General features: G+C 49.5%; 22 protein-coding genes. 20 read left to right on the top strand and 2 right to left on the bottom strand.

What is annotated here, in order from left to right; all coding sequences use genetic code 11:
- The first annotated feature begins 1 nt into the window (after nt 1).
- Nucleotides 2–832 (top strand): hypothetical protein, encoded by an 831-nt coding sequence (locus tag ACH33_RS13040; RefSeq protein ID WP_057899421.1) that lies wholly within the window; start codon nt 2–4, stop codon nt 830–832.
- A 49-nt stretch (nt 833–881) separates the two neighbouring features.
- Here the strand turns inward: ACH33_RS13040 and ACH33_RS13035 are convergent, their stop codons facing one another.
- Entirely contained in the window at nt 882–1,136 is a 255-nt protein-coding gene (locus tag ACH33_RS13035) for a DUF2627 domain-containing protein (RefSeq protein WP_057899420.1), read from the bottom strand.
- 138 nt (nt 1,137–1,274) lie between these two features.
- On the opposite strand from ACH33_RS13035, the gene ACH33_RS13030 reads away from it, so the two are divergent.
- The 15 genes from ACH33_RS13030 to fur all read left to right on the top strand — a co-directional run bounded on the left by ACH33_RS13030 (nt 1,275) and on the right by fur (nt 19,688).
- Complete coding sequence (locus ACH33_RS13030; protein WP_057899419.1) at nt 1,275–3,338, top strand: sigma-54 interaction domain-containing protein; 2,064 nt, start codon at nt 1,275–1,277, stop codon at nt 3,336–3,338.
- 245 nt (nt 3,339–3,583) lie between these two features.
- The gene (bcd, locus tag ACH33_RS13025; RefSeq protein WP_057899418.1) at nt 3,584–4,690 is read left to right on the top strand and encodes a branched-chain amino acid dehydrogenase; all 1,107 of its coding nucleotides are present in this window, start codon (nt 3,584–3,586) and stop codon (nt 4,688–4,690) included.
- A gap of 21 nt (nt 4,691–4,711) precedes the next feature.
- On the top strand, nt 4,712–6,133 hold the full coding sequence (gene lpdA / locus ACH33_RS13020; protein ID WP_057899417.1) for a dihydrolipoyl dehydrogenase: 1,422 nt from the start codon (nt 4,712–4,714) through the stop codon (nt 6,131–6,133).
- A gap of 42 nt (nt 6,134–6,175) precedes the next feature.
- A complete protein-coding gene (locus ACH33_RS13015) occupies nt 6,176–7,168 on the top strand; it encodes a thiamine pyrophosphate-dependent dehydrogenase E1 component subunit alpha (RefSeq protein WP_057899416.1) in 993 nt (330 codons plus the stop codon).
- Between the two features lie 13 nt (nt 7,169–7,181).
- A complete protein-coding gene (locus ACH33_RS13010) occupies nt 7,182–8,165 on the top strand; it encodes an alpha-ketoacid dehydrogenase subunit beta (protein ID WP_057899415.1) in 984 nt (327 codons plus the stop codon).
- Nucleotides 8,166–8,211: 46 nt separating this feature from the next.
- Nucleotides 8,212–9,546: a dihydrolipoamide acetyltransferase family protein gene (locus ACH33_RS13005; RefSeq protein ID WP_057899414.1), complete on the top strand. Its 1,335-nt coding sequence runs from the start codon at nt 8,212–8,214 to the stop codon at nt 9,544–9,546.
- Nucleotides 9,547–9,729: 183 nt separating this feature from the next.
- Complete coding sequence (locus tag ACH33_RS13000) at nt 9,730–11,382, top strand: acyl-CoA mutase large subunit family protein (protein WP_057899413.1); 1,653 nt, start codon at nt 9,730–9,732, stop codon at nt 11,380–11,382.
- Nucleotides 11,383–11,399: 17 nt separating this feature from the next.
- Entirely contained in the window at nt 11,400–12,260 is an 861-nt protein-coding gene (mce, locus tag ACH33_RS12995; protein ID WP_057899412.1) for a methylmalonyl-CoA epimerase, read from the top strand.
- A 170-nt stretch (nt 12,261–12,430) separates the two neighbouring features.
- On the top strand, nt 12,431–13,984 hold the full coding sequence (locus ACH33_RS12990; protein WP_057899411.1) for an acyl-CoA carboxylase subunit beta: 1,554 nt from the start codon (nt 12,431–12,433) through the stop codon (nt 13,982–13,984).
- Between the two features lie 293 nt (nt 13,985–14,277).
- Entirely contained in the window at nt 14,278–15,399 is a 1,122-nt protein-coding gene (locus tag ACH33_RS12985; protein WP_057899410.1) for a M20/M25/M40 family metallo-hydrolase, read from the top strand.
- 82 nt (nt 15,400–15,481) lie between these two features.
- Nucleotides 15,482–16,624: a DUF3866 family protein gene (locus ACH33_RS12980; protein WP_057899409.1), complete on the top strand. Its 1,143-nt coding sequence runs from the start codon at nt 15,482–15,484 to the stop codon at nt 16,622–16,624.
- A 52-nt stretch (nt 16,625–16,676) separates the two neighbouring features.
- Nucleotides 16,677–17,204, top strand: coding sequence for an NUDIX hydrolase (locus ACH33_RS12975; RefSeq protein ID WP_269465341.1), 528 nt, complete (start codon nt 16,677–16,679; stop codon nt 17,202–17,204).
- An 8-nt stretch (nt 17,205–17,212) separates the two neighbouring features.
- Nucleotides 17,213–18,400: an endonuclease Q family protein gene (locus tag ACH33_RS12970; RefSeq protein WP_057900379.1), complete on the top strand. Its 1,188-nt coding sequence runs from the start codon at nt 17,213–17,215 to the stop codon at nt 18,398–18,400.
- Nucleotides 18,401–18,458: 58 nt separating this feature from the next.
- Entirely contained in the window at nt 18,459–19,118 is a 660-nt protein-coding gene (gene spoIIM / locus ACH33_RS12965) for a stage II sporulation protein M (protein WP_057899407.1), read from the top strand.
- Between the two features lie 84 nt (nt 19,119–19,202).
- Nucleotides 19,203–19,688 carry a ferric iron uptake transcriptional regulator gene (gene fur, locus ACH33_RS12960; protein WP_156424131.1) on the top strand — a complete coding sequence of 162 codons (486 nt, stop codon included), beginning with the start codon at nt 19,203–19,205 and terminating at the stop codon, nt 19,686–19,688.
- Between the two features lie 110 nt (nt 19,689–19,798).
- On the opposite strand, the gene ACH33_RS12955 is transcribed toward fur, so the two are convergent.
- Complete coding sequence (locus ACH33_RS12955; RefSeq protein ID WP_236781885.1) at nt 19,799–21,910, bottom strand: peptidoglycan D,D-transpeptidase FtsI family protein; 2,112 nt, start codon at nt 21,908–21,910, stop codon at nt 19,799–19,801.
- Nucleotides 21,911–22,019: 109 nt separating this feature from the next.
- Between ACH33_RS12955 and ACH33_RS12950 the strand changes: the two genes are divergently transcribed.
- From ACH33_RS12950 to ACH33_RS12935, 4 genes are all read left to right on the top strand, one after another.
- On the top strand, nt 22,020–22,256 hold the full coding sequence (locus tag ACH33_RS12950; RefSeq protein WP_057899405.1) for a DUF4227 family protein: 237 nt from the start codon (nt 22,020–22,022) through the stop codon (nt 22,254–22,256).
- A 104-nt stretch (nt 22,257–22,360) separates the two neighbouring features.
- On the top strand, nt 22,361–23,248 hold the full coding sequence (gene xerD, locus ACH33_RS12945) for a site-specific tyrosine recombinase XerD (RefSeq protein WP_057899404.1): 888 nt from the start codon (nt 22,361–22,363) through the stop codon (nt 23,246–23,248).
- A gap of 112 nt (nt 23,249–23,360) precedes the next feature.
- A complete protein-coding gene (gene deoB / locus ACH33_RS12940; protein ID WP_057899403.1) occupies nt 23,361–24,542 on the top strand; it encodes a phosphopentomutase in 1,182 nt (393 codons plus the stop codon).
- A gap of 23 nt (nt 24,543–24,565) precedes the next feature.
- Nucleotides 24,566–25,384 (top strand): purine-nucleoside phosphorylase, encoded by an 819-nt coding sequence (locus ACH33_RS12935; RefSeq protein ID WP_057899402.1) that lies wholly within the window; start codon nt 24,566–24,568, stop codon nt 25,382–25,384.
- Nucleotides 25,385–25,405: the final 21 nt, after the last annotated feature.

Raw genomic sequence — 25,405 nt, 5'->3', positions numbered from 1 at the left:
GGTGCTGGCTCTTGCGTTTTGGGCAGGAAGCGGGTGGCTTATCGGATGGTGGGGGATGAGAGCGATAGACTATATATTTTGCCGTTTCGGTTGGCTTGCGGCCAATTACCGTGGGGAGATGATTCCGCTTGGTTATGGACTCGTATTTTCAATGGCCCTTCTTGTCTACATCATTATTTGCGCGACTGTTGCGCAAAATGGGAGCAACGGGCAGGAGTTGCTGCTTGCCTGCGGTTTGAGCCTGGTGGTTTCTCTTGCAGGTTGGTTGGATGACCGGATAGGTCGGTATGACGTAAAAGGCATACGTGGGCATTTTAGGGCGCTTTGGTGTGAAAGACGCATCACGACCGGCGCTGCTAAAGCTGGGATGATCATGAGTTGTTCGCTCGGGATATCCTTTTTATCCGCTTCTTCTTTTGGGGAAAGGGTGGTGAATGCATTGTTGCTTGCGCTTGCGGCCAACTTTATCAATTTGCTTGATGTGCGTCCGGGGCGCGCGCTGAAAGGATTCTGGTTGATTATGCTGCTTTGTTTGGCGGCCGGCACTGTGCCGGAATCGGTGCTTCCTTTATTCGCTTATACATTGATGATTTCGTTTGCAGTGGCTCCGTACGATTTTTCAGGACGGGCGATGCTTGGGGATACGGGAGCCAATCTACTTGGCTTTTTGGGCGGAATTTTTTGCGTTTATGCCTGGAGTTTATCCGTTAAATGCATAGTTGTAACGCTGCTGCTCGGGCTTCATTTCTATGCAGAGGGGGCTTCCCTGACGGTTGCAATTGAAAAGAACCGCATTCTGCGCTGCCTGGATCAGTGGGGGCGGGTGAGGTGAAACAGAGGAACGAAATGCCGGAAGAAAAGGCAGATTGGTAGAAAAACTGCTACGGCTGCTCCTTTTTGCGAAACCGCGGTTGTACCAGATTTTTTTTGCGATCCGTATGTAAAATAAAGCCGCCAATAAATGCGATTCCCAGCACGAACAATACGAAACCTAGCATGAATTTTCCGATGAGAAAGGTATGGATAGCAGGGTCGAAGTACAAATACAGCGTATCTCGCATCATTTTAAAACCGTAGGCAGCAACCGCGCCCGGAATAATATAAACAATAAAAACGGCGACAAATCGTAAAAACATCGTACATACCTGCCTTTTTTCATTTTACGTCCTCATCTTAACCGTTTCTTCCTTGTTTGTCCACTATTGCCGTCATAGCCATACTCTGGTTAAATAAAAAGGGGCCTGCAATTTTTTTCATAGGAAAGGGGGATGTGAATGAAAGTCGTTATTGTGGGAGGTAGCCGGGACGGAATGGCATTGCTCAATGTGCTGCATCGGATGGATAGTATTGAGGTTGTCGGTGTCGTTGATATTGATGAAGGGTCTCCGGGGTTTTTGCGTGCAAAAGAGCTTTCTATTCCTGTGAGCACGCGGATTGAGTCGTTTTTCGAGCGCGGAGTGGATGTGATACTAGAAGCGACCGGCGATGAAACAATGTACCGGAAACTACAGATGATAAAGCCGGGGGATGCGGTGATTATTCCGGGAAGATTAGCTTCTGTCATCATTCGCTTGGTAGAAGAGAAGACGGCATTGGTTCGCGTGCTGCATGAGAAGCAACGGGAAATCGATACGGTGTTAAATTCGACATATGATGGCCTGGTTGCTGTTAACAAAGAAGGGCTGATTTTCATTTATAACCGTGCGGCGGAACGGATTCTCGGCATAAAAAAAGAAGATGCGCTCGGCAAATGGGCGGAGGATGTCATTCCGAATTTAAGATTACATACTGTACTTCGCACCTGTATACAGGAATTAAACCAAGAACAGGCGCTGGACGAAAGCAGACGCATTGTAATGAATCGCGTTCCGATTTTGGACCGGGACGGGCGTGTTCATGGAGCGGTGGCAGTGTTCCGAGATATTACGAAAGTGGCGACCCTGACAAATGAGATTATTACGCTGAAAGATATGCAGAGTTTACTTATGGCGATTATTCAATCGTCGGATGATGCCATTTCCGTAGTGGATACGCACGGAAATGGATTGATGATTAATCCAGCGTACACACGCCTAACCGGGCTGACGGAAGCGGACGTGATTGGCAAACCGGCCGATGTTGATATTTCAGAAGGCGAAAGCATGCATATGCAAGTGCTGAGGACGGGAAAACCGGTACGCGGCGTCCCGCTTAAAGTCGGTCCAAAAAAGCGGGATGTCGTGGTAAATGTCGCGCCTGTCGTCGTCGACGGCGTACTGAAAGGCAGTGTCGGCATTATTCATGATGTGTCGGAGATCAAGAAGCTGACGGAGGAGTTGGAGCGGGTCAAACGGCTTGTACGTAAACTGGAAGCGAGCTATACATTTGATGACATCATCGGAACGAGCGAAGAAATACTGCATGCCATCGAGCAGGGGCGGAAGGCAGCACGCACGCCTGCGACCGTGTTATTGCGGGGAGAATCTGGCACAGGCAAGGAACTGTTTGCTCATGCGATTCATAATGAAAGCGATCGGAAGTACAATCAGTTTATCCGTGTCAACTGTGCATCCATTCCGGATACGTTGCTTGAATCGGAACTGTTCGGCTATGAGGAAGGCGCGTTTACCGGAGCGAAACGCGGCGGAAAGAAAGGTCTGTTTGAAGAGGCGAGCGGCGGCACCATTTTCCTTGACGAAATCGGCGAATTATCGATGAGCACACAGGCAAAGTTGTTGCGTGTGTTGCAAGAAAAAGAAATTGTACGCATCGGCGGCACGAAAGCCATTCCGGTAGATGTGCGTGTGATTGCTGCTACCCACGTTAATCTAGAGCGTGCGATTCAGGCGGGTGCGTTCCGCGAAGATTTGTATTACCGCATTAATGTATTGCCGATCGTGATTCCGCCACTTCGGTATCGAATGTGCGATATGGAGGAACTGGTTGAGCATCTTATTCATAAATATAATCAAGAGTATGGGCGGAACGTGCAGGGGGCGGCGCCGGAAACGCTGGAACGCTTAAAGCGGTATACGTGGCCCGGGAATGTCCGGGAGCTTGAAAACGTGATTAGCCGTTCCATTATCAATATGAAGTTTCAGGAGACGCTTATACAGCCGCACCATCTGCCGGAATTGTCAGCAGCCGGGCAGGCCTATACGCGGACAGAGGCGGGAGAAAGCGGGAAGCTGGAAGCGGTGGCGGATACGCGAACGTTAAATGAACGGCTGGAAGAGGTGGCAAAAGCGATAATTGCAGAAGCGCTGACACGCAACAATGGAAATAAAACAGCGACAGCCAAGCAACTTGGATTGTCGATTCGCAATTTGTATTATAAAATCGAAAAATACGGATTATGAGAAAAATATTGCCTGCATTTTTTTTCACATTATGAATTTTTTTGCAAGTGGAAGAGTGTAAAAATGTAATATTGCCAGGATATTTTTCGGAAGCGTTTACAAAGGAGGTTTTGGCATATTTTTTGCGAAACGCGATAAATGGAAAGGTAACAGGAGTTGTACTTTGCTATCTATTTCATTTCTTATTATCAAAGAACGTGTAGGTGATATGTTTACTTACCTATGCTTAGGAGGCATGAGTTTATATGAAAATCTTTGAGTATATGGAGAAATATGATTATGAACAACTGGTTTTCTGTCAGGATCAGAACTCCGGTTTAAAAGCGATTATCGCGATACATGATACAACGCTTGGTCCCGCCTTGGGAGGCACGCGCATGTGGATGTATGACACGGAAGAAGATGCGATCGAAGACGCGCTGCGGCTTGCGCGCGGGATGACGTACAAAGCGGCCGGTGCGGGCTTGAATCTGGGTGGTGGCAAAGCAGTCATTATTGGCGATCCGCGCAAGGATAAGAGTGAAGAAATGTTCCGCGCGTTTGGACGCTACATTCAGGGGCTGGGTGGCCGTTATATTACGGCGGAGGATGTGGGGACGACAGTGGCCGATATGGATATTATCCATATGGAAACTGACTATGTAACCGGTGTGTCGCCTGCGTTTGGCAGCAGCGGTAATCCTTCGCCTGTAACCGCATATGGCGTATACCGCGGCATGAAAGCGGCCGCCCGTGAAGCGTTTGGCACGGACGACTTAAGCGGGAAAACAATCGCTGTGCAGGGCGTGGGGAATGTGGCGTACAACTTATGCCGCCATTTGCACGAAGAAGGGGCAAACTTAATTGTCACAGACATTAATAAAGAAAATGTGCAACGTGCGGTCGAAGAATTCGGCGCAAAAGCGGTGGATCCGAACGACATTTACAGCCAGGAATGCGATATTTTCTCCCCGTGTGCGCTGGGTGCCATCATTAATGATCACACCATTCCGCAGCTCAAAGCAAAAGTTATTGCTGGTTCGGCCAACAACCAACTGAAAGAAGAATGCCACGGCGACATGCTGCAAGAACTGGGTATCGTGTATGCTCCCGATTACATTATTAATGCCGGAGGACTCATTAACGTGGCGGATGAGCTGCAAGGCTATAATCGCGAGCGTGCGCTGAAAAAAGTGGAAATGATTTATGATAATATTTTAAGGGTATTTGAAATCTCGAAGCGGGATAACATTCCCACGTATAAAGCGGCTGATCGGATGTGTGAAGAGCGCATCACGCGTTTGCAGCACTCGCGTAGCATGTTCCTGCAGAATGGCAAACATGAACTGTCTCGTATCCATCATAAATCATAATGAATGAGCGGGGGTGGCTTTATGTCGAATGAATATGACGTGGTTGTGCTTGGCGGAGGCACGGGCGGTTATGTAGCCGCTATCCGCGCTTCCCAGTTAGGCATGAAAGTGGCGGTAGTTGAGAAGGATAAGCTAGGCGGAACGTGCCTGCACCGCGGATGTATTCCGAGCAAAGCGCTGTTGCGAAGCGCCGAAGTATACCATACCCTAAAAAACGGCGCTTACTATGGCGTGGAAGTGAGCGATATCGGCATCAATTTCCTGCGGATGCAGGAGCGGAAACAGGAAATTGTTGACCAGCTGCACAAAGGCGTACAACATTTAATGAAGAAGGGAAAAATTGACGTATATGAAGGTACGGGCCGCATTATGGGTCCCTCTATTTTTTCGCCGCAAGCAGGAGCGATCAATGTGGAGTATACGAACGGTGAAGCGGAAATTCTTGTGCCCAAATTCGTCTTGATCGCCACCGGTTCTCGCCCTCGCACATTGCCTGGGCTTACGATTGACAAAGAGGCGGTGATCACGAGCGATGAAGCGCTGGAGCTTAAGGAACTTCCCAGGTCGGTGCTGATTATCGGCGGCGGTGTCATCGGAATTGAATGGGCGTCGTTGTTCAACGATTTAGGAGTAGATGTTGAAATTGTTGAATACGCAGATCGGATTTTGCCGTTTGAGGACGAAGACATCAGCAAGGAAATCGCGCGTCTGTTCAAAAAACGTAAAATCAAAGTACATACTGGAGCAAAAGTTCTACCCGAGACGCTCTCGCGCGGCGAAGGGAACGTTACAATTAAAGCGGAGCAAAACGGCAAAGAGCTTGCGTTTACGGCGGAGAAAATTCTTGTTTCCGTCGGGCGTCAGGCCAACGTGGAAGACATTGGCATGAATAATGTGGACGCGCGAATCGAGAACGGTGTGATTAAAGTGAATGAAATGTATCAGACGAACGAGCCGCATATTTATGCTATTGGAGATGTAATCGGAGGCTTGCAGCTTGCACACGTCGCTTCACACGAGGGAATTGTCGCCGTCGAGCATATGGCAGGTCTGCGCCCCCGGCCGATTGATTACACAATGGTGCCGAAATGCACATACAGCCGCCCGGAAGTGGCGAGTGTCGGTCTGACAGAGACGGAAGCAAGGGCCAAAGGATACAGTGTCAAGATCGGAAAGTTCAGCTTTCGCGCGATTGGCAAAGCGCTCGTATACGGCGAATATGACGGGTTCGTGAAATTCATTGCTGATGAGAAGACGAACGATGTGCTCGGTATTCATATGATCGGCCCGCACGTAACCGATCTGATCGCCGAAGGAGCGCTTGCACGCGTGTTGGACGCGACGCCGTGGGAGATTGCGCATACCATCCATCCGCATCCGACGCTATCCGAAATTATGGGAGAAGCAGCGCTTGCGGTCGACGGAAAAGCCATTCATTCTTAGTATGTACATTATCTATTCAAATATATAAGGAGGCGAGCCGCAATGGTGGAAAATCGTCATCAGGCAGCAGGCTTAACCGACGAACAAGTTATGGATATGTATTATTACATGCTTTTGGCCCGCAAAATTGATGAGCGGATGTGGCTTTTAAATCGCGCGGGAAAAATTCCGTTCGTAATTTCTTGCCAGGGGCAGGAGGCGGCCCAGGTCGGTGCGGCGTTCGCGTTTGACCGGAAAAAAGATTACGCCTGCCCGTATTACAGGGATATGGGCGTCGTACTCGTATTCGGTATGACGGCAAAAGACATGATGCTATCCGCGTTTGCGAAAGCGGAAGATCCGAACAGCGGCGGACGTCAAATGCCAGGCCATTTCGGCAGCCGCAAGCATAACATTCTGACCGGATCTAGTCCGGTAACAACCCAGGTGCCTCACGCAGTCGGCATTGCGCTTGCGGGACGGATGGACAACAAAAATCCGGTTGTCTATACATCGTTTGGTGAAGGGTCAAGCAACCAGGGTGATTTCCATGAAGGGGCAAACTTTGCCGGTGTGCATAAACTTCCGGTCATTTTCTTCTGCGAGAACAATAAGTACGCGATTTCCGTGCCGGTTACGAAGCAGCTCGGCTGCAAAAGCGTGGCTGAGCGCGCACAGGGCTATGGGTTCCCGGGCGTATCCATCGACGGTAACGATCCGATTGAGGTGTACAAAGCGGTAAAAGAAGCTGTGGATCGCGCCCGCCGCGGCGAAGGGCCGACGTTGATCGAGGCGGTGACGTATCGGCTTGTGCCACATTCGAGCGATGACGATGATCGCTCATACCGTTCGCGCGAAGAGGTAGAAGAAGCGAAGAAGAAAGATCCGCTTCTTCGTTTTGCCTCTTATTTGCGCGAAGTCGGAGTATTGATAGAAGAAAAAGAGCAAGAAATCAACGAGCGTGTGACCCGCGAGGTGGACGAAGCGACCGAATATGCCGAAAACGCGCCGTATCCGGAGCCGGAATCCGCACTGCGGCACGTATACGCGGAATAAGGGGGTAGACGGAATGGCAGTTATTTCTTATATTGATGCGGTAACCCAGGCGCTAAGGGAAGAAATGCAGCGTGATAAGCGCGTATTTGTATTAGGAGAAGACGTAGGCGTGCGTGGAGGCGTTTTCCGCGCGACGAACGGTTTGTATGAAGAATTTGGTGAAGAGCGTGTGATTGACACGCCGCTGGCTGAATCAGCGATCGCCGGCGTGGCGATCGGCGCGGCCGCTTATGGTATGCGTCCGGTGGCGGAAATGCAGTTTGCTGATTTCATTATGCCGGCAGTGAACCAGATTGTAAGCGAAGCCGCGAAAATGCGCTACCGCTCAAACAATGACTGGCATTGCCCGCTCGTTATCCGCGCCCCTTACGGCGGCGGTGTGCATGGCGCGCTGTACCATTCTCAGAGCGTAGAAGCGATGTTCAACAGTGTTCCGGGTTTGAAAATAGTGGCCCCTTCGACTCCGTATGATGTAAAAGGGTTACTAAAAGCAGCGATTCGTGATGATGATCCGGTTCTCTTTTTTGAACATAAACGTTGTTATCGACTGATTAAGGGCGAAGTGCCGGACACGGACTACACGGTACCGATCGGCAAAGCCGATGTGAAGCGCGAAGGAGAGGACCTTACGGTTATCAGCTACGGCCTTACGTTGCACTTCGCTTTACAGGCAGCGGAAAAGCTGGCCGAGGAAGGAATCAGTGCGCATATTCTTGACCTGCGCACGCTTTATCCGCTCGATAAGGAGAGCATCGTAGAGGCGGCGCGTAAAACCGGAAAAGTGCTTATCATTCATGAAGATAATAAGGAAGGCGGCATTGGTGGGGAAGTGGCGGCAATTATTGCCGAAGAATGCTTGTTCGACTTGGACGCGCCGATTAAGCGCCTAGCTGGTCCGGATATTCCGGCGATGCCATACAGCCCGCCGCTGGAGAAATTCTTCATGCTCAATCCAGAGAAAGTGATGGTCGCAATGCGCGATTTGGCCGAGTTTTAACATAGTAAATGTATAGTATAGAAGCAAAAAGGAGGCAGTACGCGTTATGGCAACCGAAGTGCTTATGCCCCAGCTAGGCGAGTCTGTCACGGAAGGTACGATCAGCAAATGGCTGGTAAAACCGGGAGATAAGGTGAAAAAATACGAACCGTTGTGTGAAGTGACGACAGATAAAGTGAACGCTGAAGTTCCGTCAACGGTGGAAGGGGTCGTCAAAGAGCTGGTGGCGAACGAAGGCGACACGCTTGCCGTCGGAAAATTAATTTGTTATATCGAAACGGAAGATAAAGAACCTATCGCAACCCAGATGGCTGACATCCCGGAGTTTGAAGCGCCGAAGCAATCGGCTTCTGCCGGTTCCGCTTCCGGTGTGAGCATGGCAGCAGCAAAAGCGGCTGGCAAACGTTTTTCACCGGCAGTGATGCGTCTTGCCCAAGAACATAGCATTGATTTAAGCCAGATTGAGGGTACAGGAAGAGAGGGACGGATTACGCGCAAGGATGTGCTAGCCGTGATTGAGAGAAAAGGCACAACACAGGAAAAGCAGCCGGAAGCGGCGCGGGAGAGCGCTTCGCAGGCAGAGCAGTTATCCGTGCAGCAACAGCTAACAGAACGGCAGCCTAAGACCGCGCCGTCCCCGACTGTACGCCCTGCCGTAAGCACGTCAGAAGTGGCGGTTTATCCGGGCGATACGGAAATTTCGGTTACAAGCGTGCGCAAAACAATCGCGAATCGTATGGTCCAGAGCAAACATGAGATGCCGCATGCCTGGACGATGGTTGAAGTCGATATGACCAACCTCGTCAAATTGCGCAACAGCCTAAAGGCTGAGTTCAAGGCCAAAGAAGGGTTCAACCTTACGTTTCTGCCCTTTTTTATCAAAGCGGTTGTGGAATCCATTAAGGAATTCCCGATCATGAATTCCGTCTGGGCGGGCGACAAAATCATCATGCGCAAAAATATTAATATTTCTATCGCTGTAGCGACCGATGATGCATTGTTCGTTCCGGTCATTAAAGACGCTGATCAGAAAAGCATTTACGGATTGGCGCGTGCGGTAGACGAACTGGCCGCAAAGACGCGCCAGGGTAAGCTAACGGTGGACGACATGTCAGGAGGCACGTTTACTGTCAACAATACAGGTTCGTTTGGCTCCGTGCTTTCCGCGCCGATTATTAACTATCCGCAGGCTGCGATCATCAGCATGGAATCGATTGTCAAGCGTCCGGTTGTCATCGACGATATGATCGCCATTCGTGACATAGCGAATGTGTGCCTATCGCTTGACCACCGCGTGCTCGATGGTCTGGTGTGCGGACGCTTTTTGCAAAGCGTCAAACAAAAGCTTGAAGCGTATGGTTCGCATACAAGCATATATTAAGTGGATGCTAAGATGGAGAACCGGGAGCCCCGGTCTCCTTTTTTCGTATACAAAATTTTGCCGAAGGAGGGCAGGAATTTACGAAAAAAAGAAGAATATGTAGAAAGATTGGAACAATTCCTTTGTTTCAAAATAGAAAAAGAAAGAGAAACAATATGGAGTGTTCTATGAGGAGGGAAAACCATGGGTAAAAACAAAGCAAAGAAAGCGCTTCAGGCGTGGGAAGAAAAAGTAAAAGAACGCCTCGCCAAAGTACCGGAGCGCAAGGAGAAGTTCGAAACTTCATCAGGCATTGAAGTGGAACGGGTTTATTTGCCGGAAGAACTCACCGACGAATATATGGAAAAGGTAGGCTTGCCTGGCGAATATCCATACACGCGCGGCGTACAGCCGACGATGTACCGCGGACGTTTTTGGACGATGCGCCAGTACGCCGGTTTCGGCTCCGCGGAAGAAACGAACAAACGCTTTAAATATTTGCTTGAGCAGGGTCAGACTGGCCTGAGCTGCGCCTTTGACCTTCCGACGCAAATCGGCTACGATTCTGACGATCCGATGTCGACAGGCGAAGTCGGAAAAGTGGGCGTGGCCATTGATTCGCTTGAAGATATGGAAATTCTGCTGGATGGCATTCCGCTTGACAGGGTGAGCACCTCCATGACAATTAACGCTCCAGCGGCGGTGCTGCTCGCGATGTACATCGCCGTAGCTGAGAAGCAGGGCGTGCCCTCTGAGAAGCTATCCGGCACGATTCAGAACGATATTTTAAAAGAATATATCGCGCGTGGTACATACATTTTCCCACCAAAACCGTCCATGCGCCTTATCACTGACATTTTCGCATATTGTGCAAAGCATGTGCCGAAATGGAATACGATTAGCATTAGCGGTTATCATATCCGCGAAGCGGGCTCAACCGCAGTGCAAGAGGTCGCCTTTACGCTGGCGGACGCTATTGCATACGTTGAAGCCGCACTGGAAGCAGGACTTGATATTGACGAATTTGCGCCACAATTGTCTTTCTTTTTTAACGGTCATAACCATTTCTTTGAAGAAATCGCGAAATTCCGCGCGGCTCGCCGCATTTGGGCCCGCCTCATGAAAGAAAAGTATGGTGCAAAAAATCCGAAATCCTGGCAATTTCGTGTTCATACGCAAACGGGCGGTTCCACGCTGACCGCGCAACAGCCTGACAACAATATCGTGCGCGTGACCATTCAGGCGCTGGCGGCCGTTCTTGGTGGTACGCAGAGCCTGCATACTAATTCGCGCGATGAGGCGCTGGCGCTGCCGACGGAAGAATCAGCCCGCATCGCGTTGCGCACACAGCAAATTATTGCGTATGAAACGGGTGTGACCGACACGGTGGACCCGCTGGCAGGTTCGTATTATGTAGAAAGCTTGACTGATCAGATTGAGGCTCAGGTGCTCGATTACCTGAAAAAAATTGAGGATATGGGCGGTGCGGTAGCCGCGGTTGAGCAGGGATACATGCAGCGTGAAATTCATGAGAAAGCGTACGAATTCCAGAAGAAAGTCGAGTCCGGCGAAGAGGTCGTTGTCGGGGTGAATCGCTTCCGCATTGAAGACGAGAAGCAGCCGGAGCTTTTACGGGTTGATCCGAACCTTGGTAAAATTCAGCGTGAGAAGCTTGAAAAATTGCGGATGCGTCGCGATAACGATAGGGTGAAGCAGACGCTGGAAGCGCTGCGTAAGGGTGCACAAGGCACGGATAATCTAATGCCGCTCATTTTGGATGCTGTCCGCGCGTATGCGACGATTGGCGAAATCTGTGGCGTGCTTCGTGAAGAATTTGGCGAATACCGTCCAGTTTAAGGGGGAGGATGAGAGAGATGGAGAGAAAAATACGCGTATTAGTAGCGAAACCGGGACTTGACGGCCATGACAGGGGCGCGCTCGTTATCGCACAAGCGTTGCGTGACGAAGGAATGGAAGTGGTGTATACCGGCCTGCGCCAGACCCCGGCGCAAATTGTAGCGAGCGCGATTCAGGAGGACGTAGACGTGATCGGTCTTTCCTGCCTGTCCGGCGCACACAATGAACTGTTCCCGGAAGTTGTTCGCTTGCTGAAAGAACAGGGGGCAGATGATATTATTGTAATTGGCGGCGGCGTCATACCGGATGAAGATATTCCATTTTTGGAAAGCCAGGGTATCGCCAAGGTGTTTACGCCGGGAACGAATACGAAAGATACAGCCGATTTTATTCGCCATAAAGTGATGGAAAGGAATGGCGGGAGCGAACCATTGATGAACGCTCCTGAAAAGATCGAACATATCGGGATCGCGGTGAAAAACCTCGATGAATCTGTAAAATTTTATACCCAGATGCTCGGATTAAAGCTGGTTGGATTTGAAACGGTGGAGAGCGAGAAAGTACGGGTCGCTTTCCTTGAGATCGGCGAAACGTATATTGAATTGCTTGAACCGACAAGCGAAGAAAGCGCAATTGCCAAATTTATCGCCAAAAAAGGCGAAGGTATCCACCATATTGCGTTCAAGGTCGACAATCAGCAAGAGCGTCTGAACAAGCTGAAAGAAGCAGGTGTGCAGCTTATCAGTGATACACCGAAGCTAGGGGCGCACAACAATATGGTCGCGTTTTTGCATCCGAAAGCGACGCACGGCGTGCTGCTGGAGCTTTGCCAGAAAGCGGAGAGCGCAGAACCTGCTGGACATGAGGATAAACATTAAAATATAAAGAAAGGAAAAACGCGGAACATAGGGGATGTTTTGTGTGCGGACGCGGTGCGAAAGAGCCAGCGTCCGCTTGTCCTGAATCCCGGCCGTTATAGAAAAGAAGCGAGATAACGGCACGGATTTGTTTCCGCGGAGCGTCAAGGATAGGAGGGCTATACTAACATATGAGCACCATGTATGAAAAAATTGATGAAATGTATGAGCGGCGCCGTAAGGTCGAATTGGGTGGCGGAGACAAAAAAATCGACGCGCAGCACGACCGCGGTAAATTGACGGCACGCGAACGCCTTGATTTGCTGCTGGATGAAGATTCGTTTGTAGAACTTAACCCGTTTATTGAGCACCGGGCGACCAACTTCGGCATGGATAAGATCGAAGGACCAGGTGAAGGGGTCGTTACCGGCTACGGCAAAATCAATGGCCGCCTCGTATTTGTATTTTCCCAAGATTTTACCGTGTTCGGCGGCGCGCTTGGAGAGATGCATGCCCTGAAAATCGCGCGGATTATGGATCTGGCGGCAAAGACAGGAGCTCCTGTCATCGGTTTGAACGATTCGGGCGGTGCCCGCATTCAGGAAGGTGTAGAATCGCTGGACGGCTACGGCCATATTTTCTATCGCAATTCGATTTATTCTGGCGTCATTCCACAAATTTCCGTTATTATGGGGCCATGTGCCGGCGGGGCGGTATATTCCCCGGCGATTACAGATTTTGTCTGCATGGTCGAAAAAACAAGCCAGATGTTTATCACCGGTCCGAAAGTAATCGAAGCGGTGACCGGCGAAAAAATTTCGTCTGAAGATTTAGGAGGGGCGAAGGTACACGCCTCTGTCAGCGGCAATGCGCATTTCACTGCTCCGTCCGAGCCGGAGATGCTGGAGCAGGTGCGCCGCCTGTTGAGTTTTTTGCCGCAAAATAACAAAGAACAACCGCCTTTCGTACCTCCTAAGGAGAAGGATGACGGCTGGGATGACGACCTGGCGGAAATTGTGCCGATCGCGCCGACCAAGGTGTATGATGTACGCAAAGTCATTTATAAGATTGTTGACGGCGGCGACTTCATGGAGGTTCAGCCGGATTTTGCGAAAAACGTTGTGATTGGATTTGGCCGCATCGACGGATATAGCGTCGGTATCGTGGCAAACCAGCCGAAATTTATGGCGGGCGGGCTTGATATTAATTCATCCGACAAATTGTCGCGTTTCGTTCGCTTCTGCGATTCGTTTAATATTCCGCTTATTACGTTTGAGGATGTATCCGGCTTCTTTCCGGGCGTTAATCAGGAACACGGCGGCATTATTCGGCATGGCGCCAAAATTTTGTACGCATATTCCGAGGCGACGGTACCGAAGATTACCGTCATTTTGCGCAAGGCGTTCGGCGGTGCGTACGTGGCTCTGAATTCAAAAGCGATCGGCGCGGATATTGTATATGCGTGGCCGAATGCGGAAATCGCGGTGATGGGCGCGGAAGGTGCAGCCAACATTATTTTTGCGAAGGAGATCGAGAACAGCGAGAATCCGACCGCGACGAGGCAGGCAAAAATCCAAGAATACCGCGAACGTTTTGCCAACCCTTATGTTGCTGCCAGCCGCGGTATGGTCGATGATGTTATTGACCCGCGCGAGACGCGTAAAAAGTTGCACGAAGCGCTGGAAATGTTGCGCAACAAGAAAGAGGAACGACCGGCGAAAAAGCACGGCAATATTCCATTATAATTTCCATTATAATAGCGAAAACCGGGGATTTCCCCGGTTTTTTTACTAGTCCAACAGCCTAAGCGCTGCGTGCACAAACATTTTACCCTGTTTTCCAAAGCGTCTTCATCAATCTTATGGGATGTACCGCCAACAAATCTTATAACAGAAATGACAAAGCTACCAAGCGGATTCATGTTTCTTGAAACGATATACTGCTAAAGAGGAAGGGCACATCATTTATTGAATTTCATCAAAAGTTGGTAAAGAATAAGAATGTATAAAATATATAGAGAATAGGTGGGAACAGGACGATGATTCAGCAAGATCGAATGGTTGCAGAGTTTATGGAACTTGTCCGCGTCGATAGCGAAACGAAGCACGAACGCATCATCTGCGATGTACTGAAAGAGAAGTTTACCGCGCTCGGTCTTGAAGTGAGCGAAGATGACGCGGCGGAAAAAACGGAACATGCAGCCGGAAATTTAGTCGCGACATTGAAGGGAACGATTAAAGACTGCCCGGTTATTTATTTTACGTCTCATATGGATACGGTTGTGCCGGGCAAAGGCATTCGGCCGAGCATACGGGACGGCTACATCGTCTCCGATGGAACAACCATTCTCGGCAGCGACGACAAGGCTGGCATCGCGGCGATGCTGGAGGCAATCCGTGTGCTGAAAGAGCAAAACAGGCCGCACGGCACGGTGCAATTTTTGATTACGGTCGGTGAAGAATCTGGCCTTATGGGAGCGAAAGTGTTTGATCCTTCGTTGCTTCAGGCTGAATACGGATTTGCGCTCGACAGTGATGGCAAAGTGGGAGATATTATTATCGCTGCGCCGTATCAGGCGAGAATCTCAGCTACTATCCGGGGCCGCTCCGCTCATGCCGGAGTGAATCCAGAAGCGGGTATCAGCGCGATTCAGGTGGCGAGTAAAGCGATCTCCCGCATGCCGCTTGGCCGTATCGATGAAGAGACAACAGCGAATATTGGCAGCTTCCAAGGTAGCGGCCCGACTAACATTGTTTGCGATCAGGTCGAAATCATGGCCGAGGCACGTAGCCTGGTGGAAGAAAAACTGAACGCGCAGACGGAAAAGATGAAGCGCGCATTTGAGGAAGCGGCGGCGGAATTTAGAGCTACAGCTGAAGTTGCGATTGCGCTTGCATATCCTGGATTTGCATTCAAGGAGGACGATCCGGTCGTGCAGCAAGCAATCGCCGGAGTAAAAGCGATCGGGCGTGAGCCGCGGCTTCTTGCGAGCGGCGGTGGCAGTGACGCCAATATTCTGTCCGGCCATGGCATTCCGACGGTCAATCTTGCCATCGGCTATGAAGACATCCATACAACAAACGAAAAAATTCCAGTGGAGGAGCTGGTGAAAGCGGCTGAACTTGTCGTGGCGCTTTGCGAACAAGCGGTAAAGCGATAAGAATAAGATATTATCCTATCTACTTTTTTGTCCTTTCCTGCTCTCTACATGCATATTCTTCCTGTAGAAAAGGAGGGATTGCATGATTGCATGGTCATACGGCACGGTCATGCGGATCGTGCGGGACGAGGAAGCGTTACAGGAGCTTGAGGTTCGACTTGTGAATGAAGAGGTGGCGTTGGCGCTTAACTATCCTGAGCTGACGGGGCGCGCAAGCCCAGAAGAGTGTGTCATTGTCAATACGACCGCTGTGGAACTTGGATTGGACAGCGGCGGCAAACACTTTGTCACAGCGAGACTAAGCCCGGAGGGGACGCCGTTATCAGGCAGAGGAGAGGTTCGGCGCGAAGGGCACATCGTGAAAATGCGCTATACCCCTTTTCAGCATACCGTACAATCAGTAGAAGAGAAGGAAAGCGAATACCACGAAATTTTCCAGAAGGTAGAGGGTAAAACATTAGGGAGGATTCCGGTCGTTATCGGCGAGGTTCATAGCATGCTCCCGGCGTTTGTGCTTTCGCTATGGCATTTGTGGCGCCGGGCGGGAGAAAGTAAAATGCCGCGTGTCTGCTATATCATGAGCGAAGGAGGAGCGCTGCCGCTCGCGCTCAGCGACCATGTTCGTTATTTGCAGTCTGCCAGCATGTTAACTGGTACGCTCACATACGGTCATGCTTTCGGGGGACAGACAGAATGCGTAAACTTGTACACAGCGCTTTTGGCGGCCAAATATGTATGGAAAGCAGATGTTATTGTCGTGGCACCAGGGCCGGGTGTGGCTGGCACAGGGACGAAATTCGGATTTAGCGGAATGGAACAGATTACGATTATTGAAGCGGCTCATAAGCTGGGCGGACTTCCTGTGCTAATTCCAAGAGTTAGTTTCGCTGACGGGCGCGAGCGTCATACAGGTATTAGTCATCATACGCTTACGGTGCTTCGTTTTGTTCCGGAAGTACCGCTTGTGCTGAATGTTGAACATCACCCAAAACTAATTGGACAATTGCAAGATCAATCCGTACGGCATACGATCGTATTTCATGAACCGAAAGATATGGAAATATGGCGGAATATAACTGAATCGTATCCTGTTCCGCTCGTGTCTATGGGCCGTACGATAGAAGATGATCCTGCATTTTTTGCCCATATGTATTATGCTGCACGCTTCATATGGATGAGGTGCTTGAAACGGGAAGAGATGAAAAAAATGGATTTGTTCTCCTGAATATGCTTCAATAGAGGGGAAGATCATACCGGAAAGGATGAACACAGAAGTTATGATGGAAAAAACCGTAGCAAGCCAAACCATTTATGATGGAAAAATTATCAAAGTAAAAGTCGATGACGTGCAGTTGCCGAACGGAAAAACCGCCAAGCGCGAAATCGTTAATCACCCGGGGGCGGTCGCGGTGATGGTGATAACCGATGACAATAGAATGGTGATGGTGCGTCAGTTTCGGAAGCCGCTGGAGCGGATGCTTGTGGAAATCCCGGCCGGAAAGTTGGAGCCGGGAGAAAATCCAGAAGCGTGCGCGCGCCGGGAATTGCAGGAGGAAACGGGATATACGTGCGCCTCGCTCCGCCATGTGGCTTCTTTTTATACCTCGCCGGGCTTTGCTGACGAAATTGTTCATCTGTACCGCGCGGAAGGGGCAAAACCGGGGACGGCACAGCCGGATGAGGACGAGTTTGTAGAAGTAATGTACGTCACGCCTGAGGAAGCGCAGCGGTTGATCGCTAGCGGCGACATTCGCGACGCGAAGACCATTCTTGCTGTCTATGCTTGGCAGTTGAATGCAAAATGACAGCGTATATGAACGAGTGTTTCGCTGACCTGCACATTCATATCGGCCGCACGATGCGGGATCGCCCGGTGAAAATTACGGCTTCGCGCAGCTTGACGCTTACGGCTATCGTGGAGGAGGCTGTAAAACGGAAAGGAATGCATATGATCGGCGTCATCGATTGCCATTCTCCAGAGGTACAGGAAGAAATCGACACTCATATCAGAGTGGGCCGTATGCAGGAATTGCCGGGTGGCGGTTATGTGTACCGGATACCGGAAGGGGAAGTCACGCTGATTGCCGGCGTGGAAGTGGAGCTTAAAGTCGGAGCTGGGCTGGCGCATTTTCTTGTTTATTTGCCGGATCGCGCCGCGTTTGCTGCGTTTCGTGGTTGGTATCACACCAAAGTAAAAAATATTCACTTGAGCACTCAACGTGTGTATGCGGACCTGGATGAGCTCGTGACGCACGTGGATTCGCTGGGCGGTATTGTAATCCCGGCGCACGCCTTTACGCCACATAAGAGCGTATACGGGGCCTGTGTTGATCGGCTGTCATCCGTTATCGATGTGAATCGATTTGCTGCGATTGAGCTAGGTTTAAGTTCCGACTCGAATTTGGCAGATGGCATACAGGAGCTTAGCAGTCTTACATTTGTGACAAATTCGGACGCTCATTCCGTAGGGAAAATCGCTCGCGAATACCAGGACTTGCGCGTTCAGCGCCCGGATTTTTCCGAGTTGTGTCTGGCGCTCAGGCGACGGGATGGAAGAGGTGTGCGCACAAATTATGGTTTGCATCCGCAGTTGGGGAAATACTACCGCACGCGCTGTACGAACTGCGAAGAATTGATTGCGCAATCCGATGCGCTGCGCTGCCCGCATTGCGGCAAGGAAGGAAAAAAGGTCATTACGCGAGGCGTATACGAACGCTTTTTGCAGATCTCAACACAGGCGGCCGGTACGCATCCAGCGCACCGGCCGCCGTACCGCTACCATATTCCGCTGGAGTTCGTCCCGGGCCTTGGCCCAGGACGCATGCAAAGGTTGCTGAACGCTTTTGGAACAGAAATGCGAATTTTACACCATGCAACGGTGGAGCAACTGGCTAACGTCGTGGGTACGGCTGTCGCGGAGAACATTGACCGCAGCCGACGCGGCGAAGTGATGTTTCTGGAAGGTGGCGCCGGGATTTACGGAAAAATCGCGCTTGAGTAATACGTCTCCCCTGTCTTTCATATATATCGTGATAAGAGACGGACAGGGGGGATTCCCATTGGTAAGGAGTAAAATTGGACAAACATTACAGCAGAATGTGCGAGAGAATTCATCGCTCTATTTGTTTACCATTGTGCTGTTCATTATGGGGGTTGGCTTTGGCGCCGTCGTCGTCAATTCGCTCGGCATGACGCAAAAGCAGGAGTTGTTCATGTATGTCAGCCAGTTTTTCCATGAGCTCACAAACGATGATATTACCGACCCGCTGCGCAGCTTTCAAAGTTCGCTCGGCCATTACCTGAAGTATATAGGTTTTATGTGGATTCTCGGACTTTCTATTATCGGTCTTCCGCTCATTCTCATAATGGTGTTTCTAAAGGGTGTCGTAGTCGGGTTTACGGTCGGTTTTTTGGTGAACCAGTTGCAGTGGAAGGGGCTATATTTCGCCGCGGTTTCTGTGTTGCCGCAAAACCTGCTGGTCATTCCGGCGATGATTATTGTAGCGACGGCAGGTATTTCGTTTTCTCTGCATCTTATCCAATCGCGTTTTATGAAGAAAGGCGGTGCATTGTATCCCCGCTTTTTTGTATACAGCGCGCTGATCTTAATTATGGGTGGTGTGATGACGGTGGCAGCCGGGTTTGAGGCGTTTGTTTCTCCTGCGCTGATGAAGCATGCGAGCGCGATGCTTTTAAAATTTATAATAATTATTATTTAAGAAGAGTTTTATTTGACTCCCTATTTACGCTCCACTATAATGAGAATGTAGGAAGCTGCTCGGGGAGGTCTTTGTATTATGGAAATAGAAGAAAGAATTGATAAAATTAGACAGCAATTGCATGCCCATAGCTACAAGCTGACACCGCAGCGCGAAGCGACGCTTCGTGTTCTATTGGAAAATGAAGAAGATCATTTATCCGCAGAAGATGTTTATTTGCTCGTCAAGGAGAAAGCCCCTGAAATCGGTCTGGCTACCGTATATCGTACACTTGAATTGATGAGTGATTTGCATATTTTGCAAAAGATTAATTTCGGCGACGGGGTAGCCCGTTATGAGTTTCGTAATGAAAATGCCGAGCACCATCACCATCATTTGATTTGTGTCATGTGCGGCATCGTAGATGAGATACATGAAGACCTTCTGGGCGAAGTTGAGCAAGCGGTTAGCGATAAATTTAAATTCCATATTCTTGATCATCGTTTGTCTTTCCACGGCATTTGCCATCGTTGCATTGACAAAGTGGATAAGAATGAACTTGCGAATGTAAGAAGCAATATTCCAGGCTGAAAAAGCAGTGGTACCTTTCCGGGCCCTGCTTTTTTTCGTAGTGAAGGAGAATGATCCGCAAAAGTAAAAAAGCATGCTGTTCCGCCCGGACAGCATGCTTTTTATGAAGTTTACTCAGTTTTTTTGTCTTTCGGCACGGCTGTTTTCGGATCGTATGGCTTATCCGTAGGGCCAAGGCCAATGTATTTGTCATATGCTTCATAAATGGCACGGGCGATGCGACCAGCGGATTGAGAGCCATAGCCCCCTTCTGGAACGATAACAGCAACAGCCAGTTTCGGATCCTCAACCGGAGCAAAGGAAACAAAGACCCCATTATTTATTTCTTTATACTTGCGCCAGTTTACCTTCTTCGTAAAATCTGTTGAATCAGGCACATAAATATCTTGTTGCGATGTTCCTGTTTTTGCTGCTACGCGATAAGGAAACCCGGCAAATGCGCTGGTCGCGGTACCGCCTTGGGTAACCATTGCCATGCCTTGATGTATTGTACGCCAATTAATATCCGATTCTTTTATTACATTTAGCACTTCTGTTTTATACGGACGAACAACATTTCCTTTAGCATCCACAATGCGATCCACCAGTTGCGGGCGCAAGCGCACGCCTTTATTCGCAATCGTGGCAACGTATTGTGCCAGCTGCATAGCCGTATAGCGGCCCTGCTGGCCGAAGGAAGCCTGCACCATCGCAGCGAGAGGGCCATAGCGCTTATTCATGACGAGGAAATCTTCGTTGCCGGCCGATTCTCCCGGCAAATCGACGCCTGTTTTCACGCCGAGACCGAAGGCGTGATAGTACTTCTGATAGACGGTAACGGAATTTTTTCCATGCTTTTCGCTCATAAGCTTACCAATGCGCGCCATATACGTGTTGGCTGATTTTTGAATCGCCGTTCTGGGCGTCAGCATGCCATAATTATGACCGCTGTCGTTGCGTACGACGTCGGAAGCGCCACCATAGTGGTACGCACCTGGGTCAGCCCAATAATCATACGGTGTAATTAAGCCTTCCGACAATCCCATTAGCACGGTGAGCGGCTTCACGACAGAACCGGCCGGTACGATGGAAGCTGGATGTTTATAGTTCTCCATCTCCGCAGCTTTTCCGGTTTTGGGGCGCACATCATACGGTGCGCTGCGGATTGTCCCGTTTGTAAAGGAATACTTATTTTGTTCGTATGTTTCTTTGTCAGGGCCGGATGTCCAAATGTTCGGGTCGTATTCCGGGTAGCTGACCATCGCAACAATTTTACCTGTCTTTACTTCCATAGCCACCGCGTACGCTGTTTTTGCGTAGGAGGCGTTACGACCTGTGGCCCGCAGTTTGGGCAGGAAACTCTTAATGAAGTCGCGCGTTTCAAGTTGCACGCGCTGGTCAATTGTTAGATACAAATTGTTGCCGCGCTTTGGCGGAACTTCCTTGATCTGTTTTAGGATGTTTTGATGGGCATCCACCTGATACAGACGGTAACCATTCTCGCCGCGCAGTTCTTCTTCATAGCTGCGCTCAATTCCGTCATAACCGACCGTTTGGTTCGGCAAATAATCGTCCTTTCGTTGTCGATAGTATTCGATGCCCTGATTATCCGCAACGTTAAACGGGCGCACATATCCGATGGTTTGCACGGCCACCTGTTTCGGATCGTATTCGCGGATCGGTTTCGTGATGACGGCTACACCATCCAATTCATTGCGGTGCTCTGATAGGTAGGCGATTTCTTTTTGGGATAGGTCGTGTTTCAAGTCTTTTTCCAAAAATTTTTGGGTCATGCGCGGGGATTTGACGACATTTCCGTTTTTATACTCGTATCCGACATCCATTTTTTTGAGCAAATCCTCTTTAGTCGTGCCTTCCAGAATTTTTTCCAGCTTGGTGGCTAGCTGGATGTAATAATCCTTGTCCATATATTCTTTTTCCTGGAAGACGGCAGTAAAGGAGCCACGACTATGCACGATTAGGTTGCCGTGCCGGTCGTATATGTTGCCGCGCATCGCCGGAATTGGCACTTTCTTGTCCGATTTGGACACCGCTTCTGCCTGATACTCCTCCCCTTTTACAACCTGCACGTAGGCCAGTCGGAAAATGATAAGGGCGAATATGAGGAACACGAGCAAAAGCAGCAGGTTCAAACGGTTGAACACTTGCTTGAGCCGGCTATTTTCTTTTTCTTCTTGATTGTACATCGGTTTGACCACACCTTGCCGATAATTGTTAATCACAAAAATAAATTGTATCATGCAAAACATAAATTGAAAACGAGCGAAAGGTATAAAATTGCTTGGAAATGAATAGGATGGGATAAAAACGTGTGCGGAAGGAGAAAGGTGCATGTTTATTCCGTATAATAGAATCGCGGAAATGCTGCGTTTGCTTGCCATTTTTGTATTTTGTACATTTATATTTTATTGTATTATCTCTTACCTAAACGATGCGATTAGGCCGGCGCAGCCGTACAAAGAACCGCAGGGGAAAGCGGTGAAAGTTATGAACGATGTTCCTTCTTTGAAAAAAACGTATCAAGAAATGAAGCAGCGATTGTTTGCGTTTTATTGGTACGGTGAATAAATTTTTGTTATCGGGCAGGAAACAAGGAACCCTTGTGGAATAAAATAATAAAGGACATGCTTATCTAACAGATAGAGGAGATCGGATGTTAAGGAGATTCGCAAATGAATGAATTAATCACCCAATTTATCCATTACTTAACAGTGGAAAGAGGGTTAGCAAAAAACACGCTTGAATCGTATCGCAGAGATTTGATAAGCTATTGTGCGTATTTAGAACGAGAGGGATTCAAGGACATAAGCGAAACAAGCCGCACGCAGATTATGGGCTATCTGCTCTATCTTCAAGAACAGGGACGGGCGACGGCGACGCTGTCGCGCAACCTTGCTTCCATCCGCGCATTTTACCAGTTCTTATTGCGGGAAAAGTTTATTGATAAAGATCCAAGCGTTAATCTTGAATCACCAAAAATTGAAAAAAAGCTTCCGCAGGTGCTTTCGGTGGCGGAAGTGGAAATGTTGCTGAACGGACCGGACACCCGCTTTCCGTCCGGCATGCGGGACAAAGCGATGCTAGAGCTTTTGTACGCGACCGGCATTCGCGTATCTGAGCTCGTATCGCTTAATTTATCAGACGTGAATCTGAATATGGGTTTTATTAAATGTTTTGGAAAAGGTTCAAAGGAGCGCATAATTCCGCTTGGACGTTTGGCTATTGTGAACGTACAGACGTACCTTGAACGCGGCCGCCCGTTTTTAAAGAAACGAGGACAGGAAGAAGCGTTATTTTTGAATCATCATGGCCGCCGCTTGTCGCGTCAAGGATTCTGGAAAATTATCAAGAAATACGCCCAGCTGGCGAACAGTCACAAAGAAATTACCCCGCATACGTTACGTCACTCGTTCGCGACACATCTGCTTGAGAATGGGGCGGATTTGCGCTCTGTGCAGGAGATGCTCGGACACGCCGATATCTCAACTACGCAAATTTATACGCATGTTACGCGTTCACGGTTGAAGGAAGTGTACGCAAAAGCCCATCCTCGGGCATAAAACAGGGTACTTCGGGGAAAAGTGTGAAGTGCCTTCCTTATTTTACGCATGATTTTCATGCACTGGCTAAGAGGCTTGTCCCGCTGAATTGAAACGAGGAGGAGACAGCTGTATGAAGCGATTTAAACGCGTATTTCTTATCGTGCTTGATAGCGTCGGCATCGGCGAATTGCCAGATGCGAAAGACTATAACGACGAAGGGGCGCATACGCTCGGTCATATCGCCGAAAGAATGAACGGCTTGAACGTGCCGAATCTGTCGCGCCTTGGACTCGGACATATCGAGAAGTTGGAAGGCGTTTCTGCGGATGCTCCGCCTGAGGCCGCTTTCGGTAAAATGAAAGAAATTTCGATAGGGAAAGATACAACAACCGGTCACTGGGAAATTATGGGTCTTCGCATTGAGACACCGTTCAAAACGTGGCCGAACGGGTTCCCTGATAGTCTAATCAAGCCGTTCTCTGAGCGGATTGGCCGCGGCGTGCTCGGAAACAAACCGGCTTCCGGTACGGAAATTATTGCTGAATTGGGCGAAGAACATATGAGAACCGGTGACGTTATTGTTTATACTTCGGCGGACAGCGTGTTCCAGGTGGCAGCCCACGAAGAAATTGTGCCGCTTGAAGAGCTGTATGAAATTTGCAAGGTTGCGCGTGAACTTACGCTTGATGATGAACATTCCGTCGTGCGTGTGATTGCCCGTCCGTTTGTTGGTGAACCGGGCCACTTTACCCGCACGGCGAATCGTCGTGATTTCTCTGTATCGCCGCCGGGCAAAACGGTGATGAATGAGTTGCAGGAAGCAGGATTTACTTCCATCGCCATTGGTAAAATCTCTGATATCTACGCGGGCGAAGGCATAACGGAAGCGCTGAAAACAAAATCGAATATGGACGGTGTCGATAAACTGCTGGAAACGATGCGAAAAGATTTTACCGGACTTTCGTTCGTAAATCTCGTAGACTTTGATGCTATGTACGGGCATCGTCGTGATCCGATTGGCTATGGCAAAGCGCTTGAGGAATTTGATCGCCGTCTTCCAGAAATTCTGGGTGCGCTCGGCGAAGATGACCTGCTCATCATTACGGCGGATCACGGAAACGATCCGATTCATCACGGAACGGATCATACGCGAGAATACGTGCCGTTGCTTGTGTATTACATAGGCATGAAAGGCGGCCAACCGCTTGGCGTGCGCGAAACGTTCGCCGACGTCGGCGCAACCATCGCCGACAACTTTCAGGTGACAAAGCCCAGCATTGGTACGAGCTTTTTGCGACAGATTACTGAATAAAGAGGATAAGGGAGGCAGAGGGGATGTCGCTTACAGCAAACATTGCAGAAGTGAAAGCTTATATTGAAAGCATAACGGATATCAAACCGGAGATTGGCTTAATTCTTGGCTCTGGTCTTGGCGTACTGGCCGATGAAATTGAAAATCCGGCTGTTATTCCATATAAGGAGATTCCGCATTTTCCTGTATCTACGGTAGAAGGACATAAAGGCCAGCTTGTCATCGGCACACTGAAAGGAAAGAACGTTGTGGCGATGCAGGGACGCTTTCACTATTACGAAGGGTATGGACTGGACGCAGTAACGTTTCCCGTACGTGTCATGAGAGCGATCGGGGTGGACAGGATGATCGTGACCAACGCGGCTGGAGGCGTAAACGAAAGTTATGCGCCGGGCGACTTGATGTTGATTAAAGACCATATTAATTTTACGGGGCGCAATCCGCTTATTGGGCCGAACGATGAAAAGTTGGGGGTACGTTTCCCGGATATGTCGACCGCATATTGCCCTGACTTGCGCGCACTTGCACACAAGGTAGCTAATGCGCACGGAATTAAGGTGCAGGAAGGTGTGTATGTGGGCCTATTGGGACCGAGCTATGAAACGCCGGCGGAAATCCGCATGCTGCGCATTCTGGGCGGGGATGCGGTCGGTATGTCTACGGTTCCGGAGGTTATTGTAGCGCGTCATGCAGGCATTCGCGTGCTCGGCATTTCTTGCATCAGCAACATGGCCGCAGGCATTTTGCCGCAGCCGCTGTCACACGAAGAAGTAATGGAAACAACAGAAAAAGTTAAAAGCGCATTTTTAACGCTAGTAAAAGCAATCATAAAAGAGATATAGGGCATGTAATCAAAAAGTCTG

It is taken from the genome of Aneurinibacillus sp. XH2 (assembly GCF_001439585.2).
GTDB lineage: Bacteria > Bacillota > Bacilli > Aneurinibacillales > Aneurinibacillaceae > Aneurinibacillus > Aneurinibacillus thermoaerophilus.
This window is presented reverse-complemented; position numbering and strand designations above follow the sequence as displayed.

Excerpts from the sequence above, each read along its gene's own strand:
- ACH33_RS13035 (WP_057899420.1), bottom strand. The coding sequence starts at position 1,136 with ATGTTTTTACGATTTGTCGCCGTTTTTATTGTTTATATTATTCCGGGC.
- ACH33_RS13030 (WP_057899419.1), top strand. The coding sequence starts at position 1,275 with ATGAAAGTCGTTATTGTGGGAGGTAGCCGGGACGGAATGGCATTGCTC.
- bcd (WP_057899418.1), top strand. The coding sequence starts at position 3,584 with ATGAAAATCTTTGAGTATATGGAGAAATATGATTATGAACAACTGGTT.
- lpdA (WP_057899417.1), top strand. The coding sequence starts at position 4,712 with ATGTCGAATGAATATGACGTGGTTGTGCTTGGCGGAGGCACGGGCGGT.
- ACH33_RS13015 (WP_057899416.1), top strand. The coding sequence starts at position 6,176 with ATGGTGGAAAATCGTCATCAGGCAGCAGGCTTAACCGACGAACAAGTT.
- ACH33_RS13010 (WP_057899415.1), top strand. The coding sequence starts at position 7,182 with ATGGCAGTTATTTCTTATATTGATGCGGTAACCCAGGCGCTAAGGGAA.
- ACH33_RS13005 (WP_057899414.1), top strand. The coding sequence starts at position 8,212 with ATGGCAACCGAAGTGCTTATGCCCCAGCTAGGCGAGTCTGTCACGGAA.
- ACH33_RS13000 (WP_057899413.1), top strand. The coding sequence starts at position 9,730 with ATGGGTAAAAACAAAGCAAAGAAAGCGCTTCAGGCGTGGGAAGAAAAA.
- mce (WP_057899412.1), top strand. The coding sequence starts at position 11,400 with ATGGAGAGAAAAATACGCGTATTAGTAGCGAAACCGGGACTTGACGGC.
- ACH33_RS12990 (WP_057899411.1), top strand. The coding sequence starts at position 12,431 with ATGAGCACCATGTATGAAAAAATTGATGAAATGTATGAGCGGCGCCGT.
- ACH33_RS12985 (WP_057899410.1), top strand. The coding sequence starts at position 14,278 with ATGATTCAGCAAGATCGAATGGTTGCAGAGTTTATGGAACTTGTCCGC.
- ACH33_RS12980 (WP_057899409.1), top strand. The coding sequence starts at position 15,482 with ATGATTGCATGGTCATACGGCACGGTCATGCGGATCGTGCGGGACGAG.
- ACH33_RS12975 (WP_269465341.1), top strand. The coding sequence starts at position 16,677 with ATGATGGAAAAAACCGTAGCAAGCCAAACCATTTATGATGGAAAAATT.
- ACH33_RS12970 (WP_057900379.1), top strand. The coding sequence starts at position 17,213 with ATGAACGAGTGTTTCGCTGACCTGCACATTCATATCGGCCGCACGATG.
- ACH33_RS12950 (WP_057899405.1), top strand. The coding sequence starts at position 22,020 with ATGTTTATTCCGTATAATAGAATCGCGGAAATGCTGCGTTTGCTTGCC.
- xerD (WP_057899404.1), top strand. The coding sequence starts at position 22,361 with ATGAATGAATTAATCACCCAATTTATCCATTACTTAACAGTGGAAAGA.
- deoB (WP_057899403.1), top strand. The coding sequence starts at position 23,361 with ATGAAGCGATTTAAACGCGTATTTCTTATCGTGCTTGATAGCGTCGGC.
- ACH33_RS12935 (WP_057899402.1), top strand. The coding sequence starts at position 24,566 with ATGTCGCTTACAGCAAACATTGCAGAAGTGAAAGCTTATATTGAAAGC.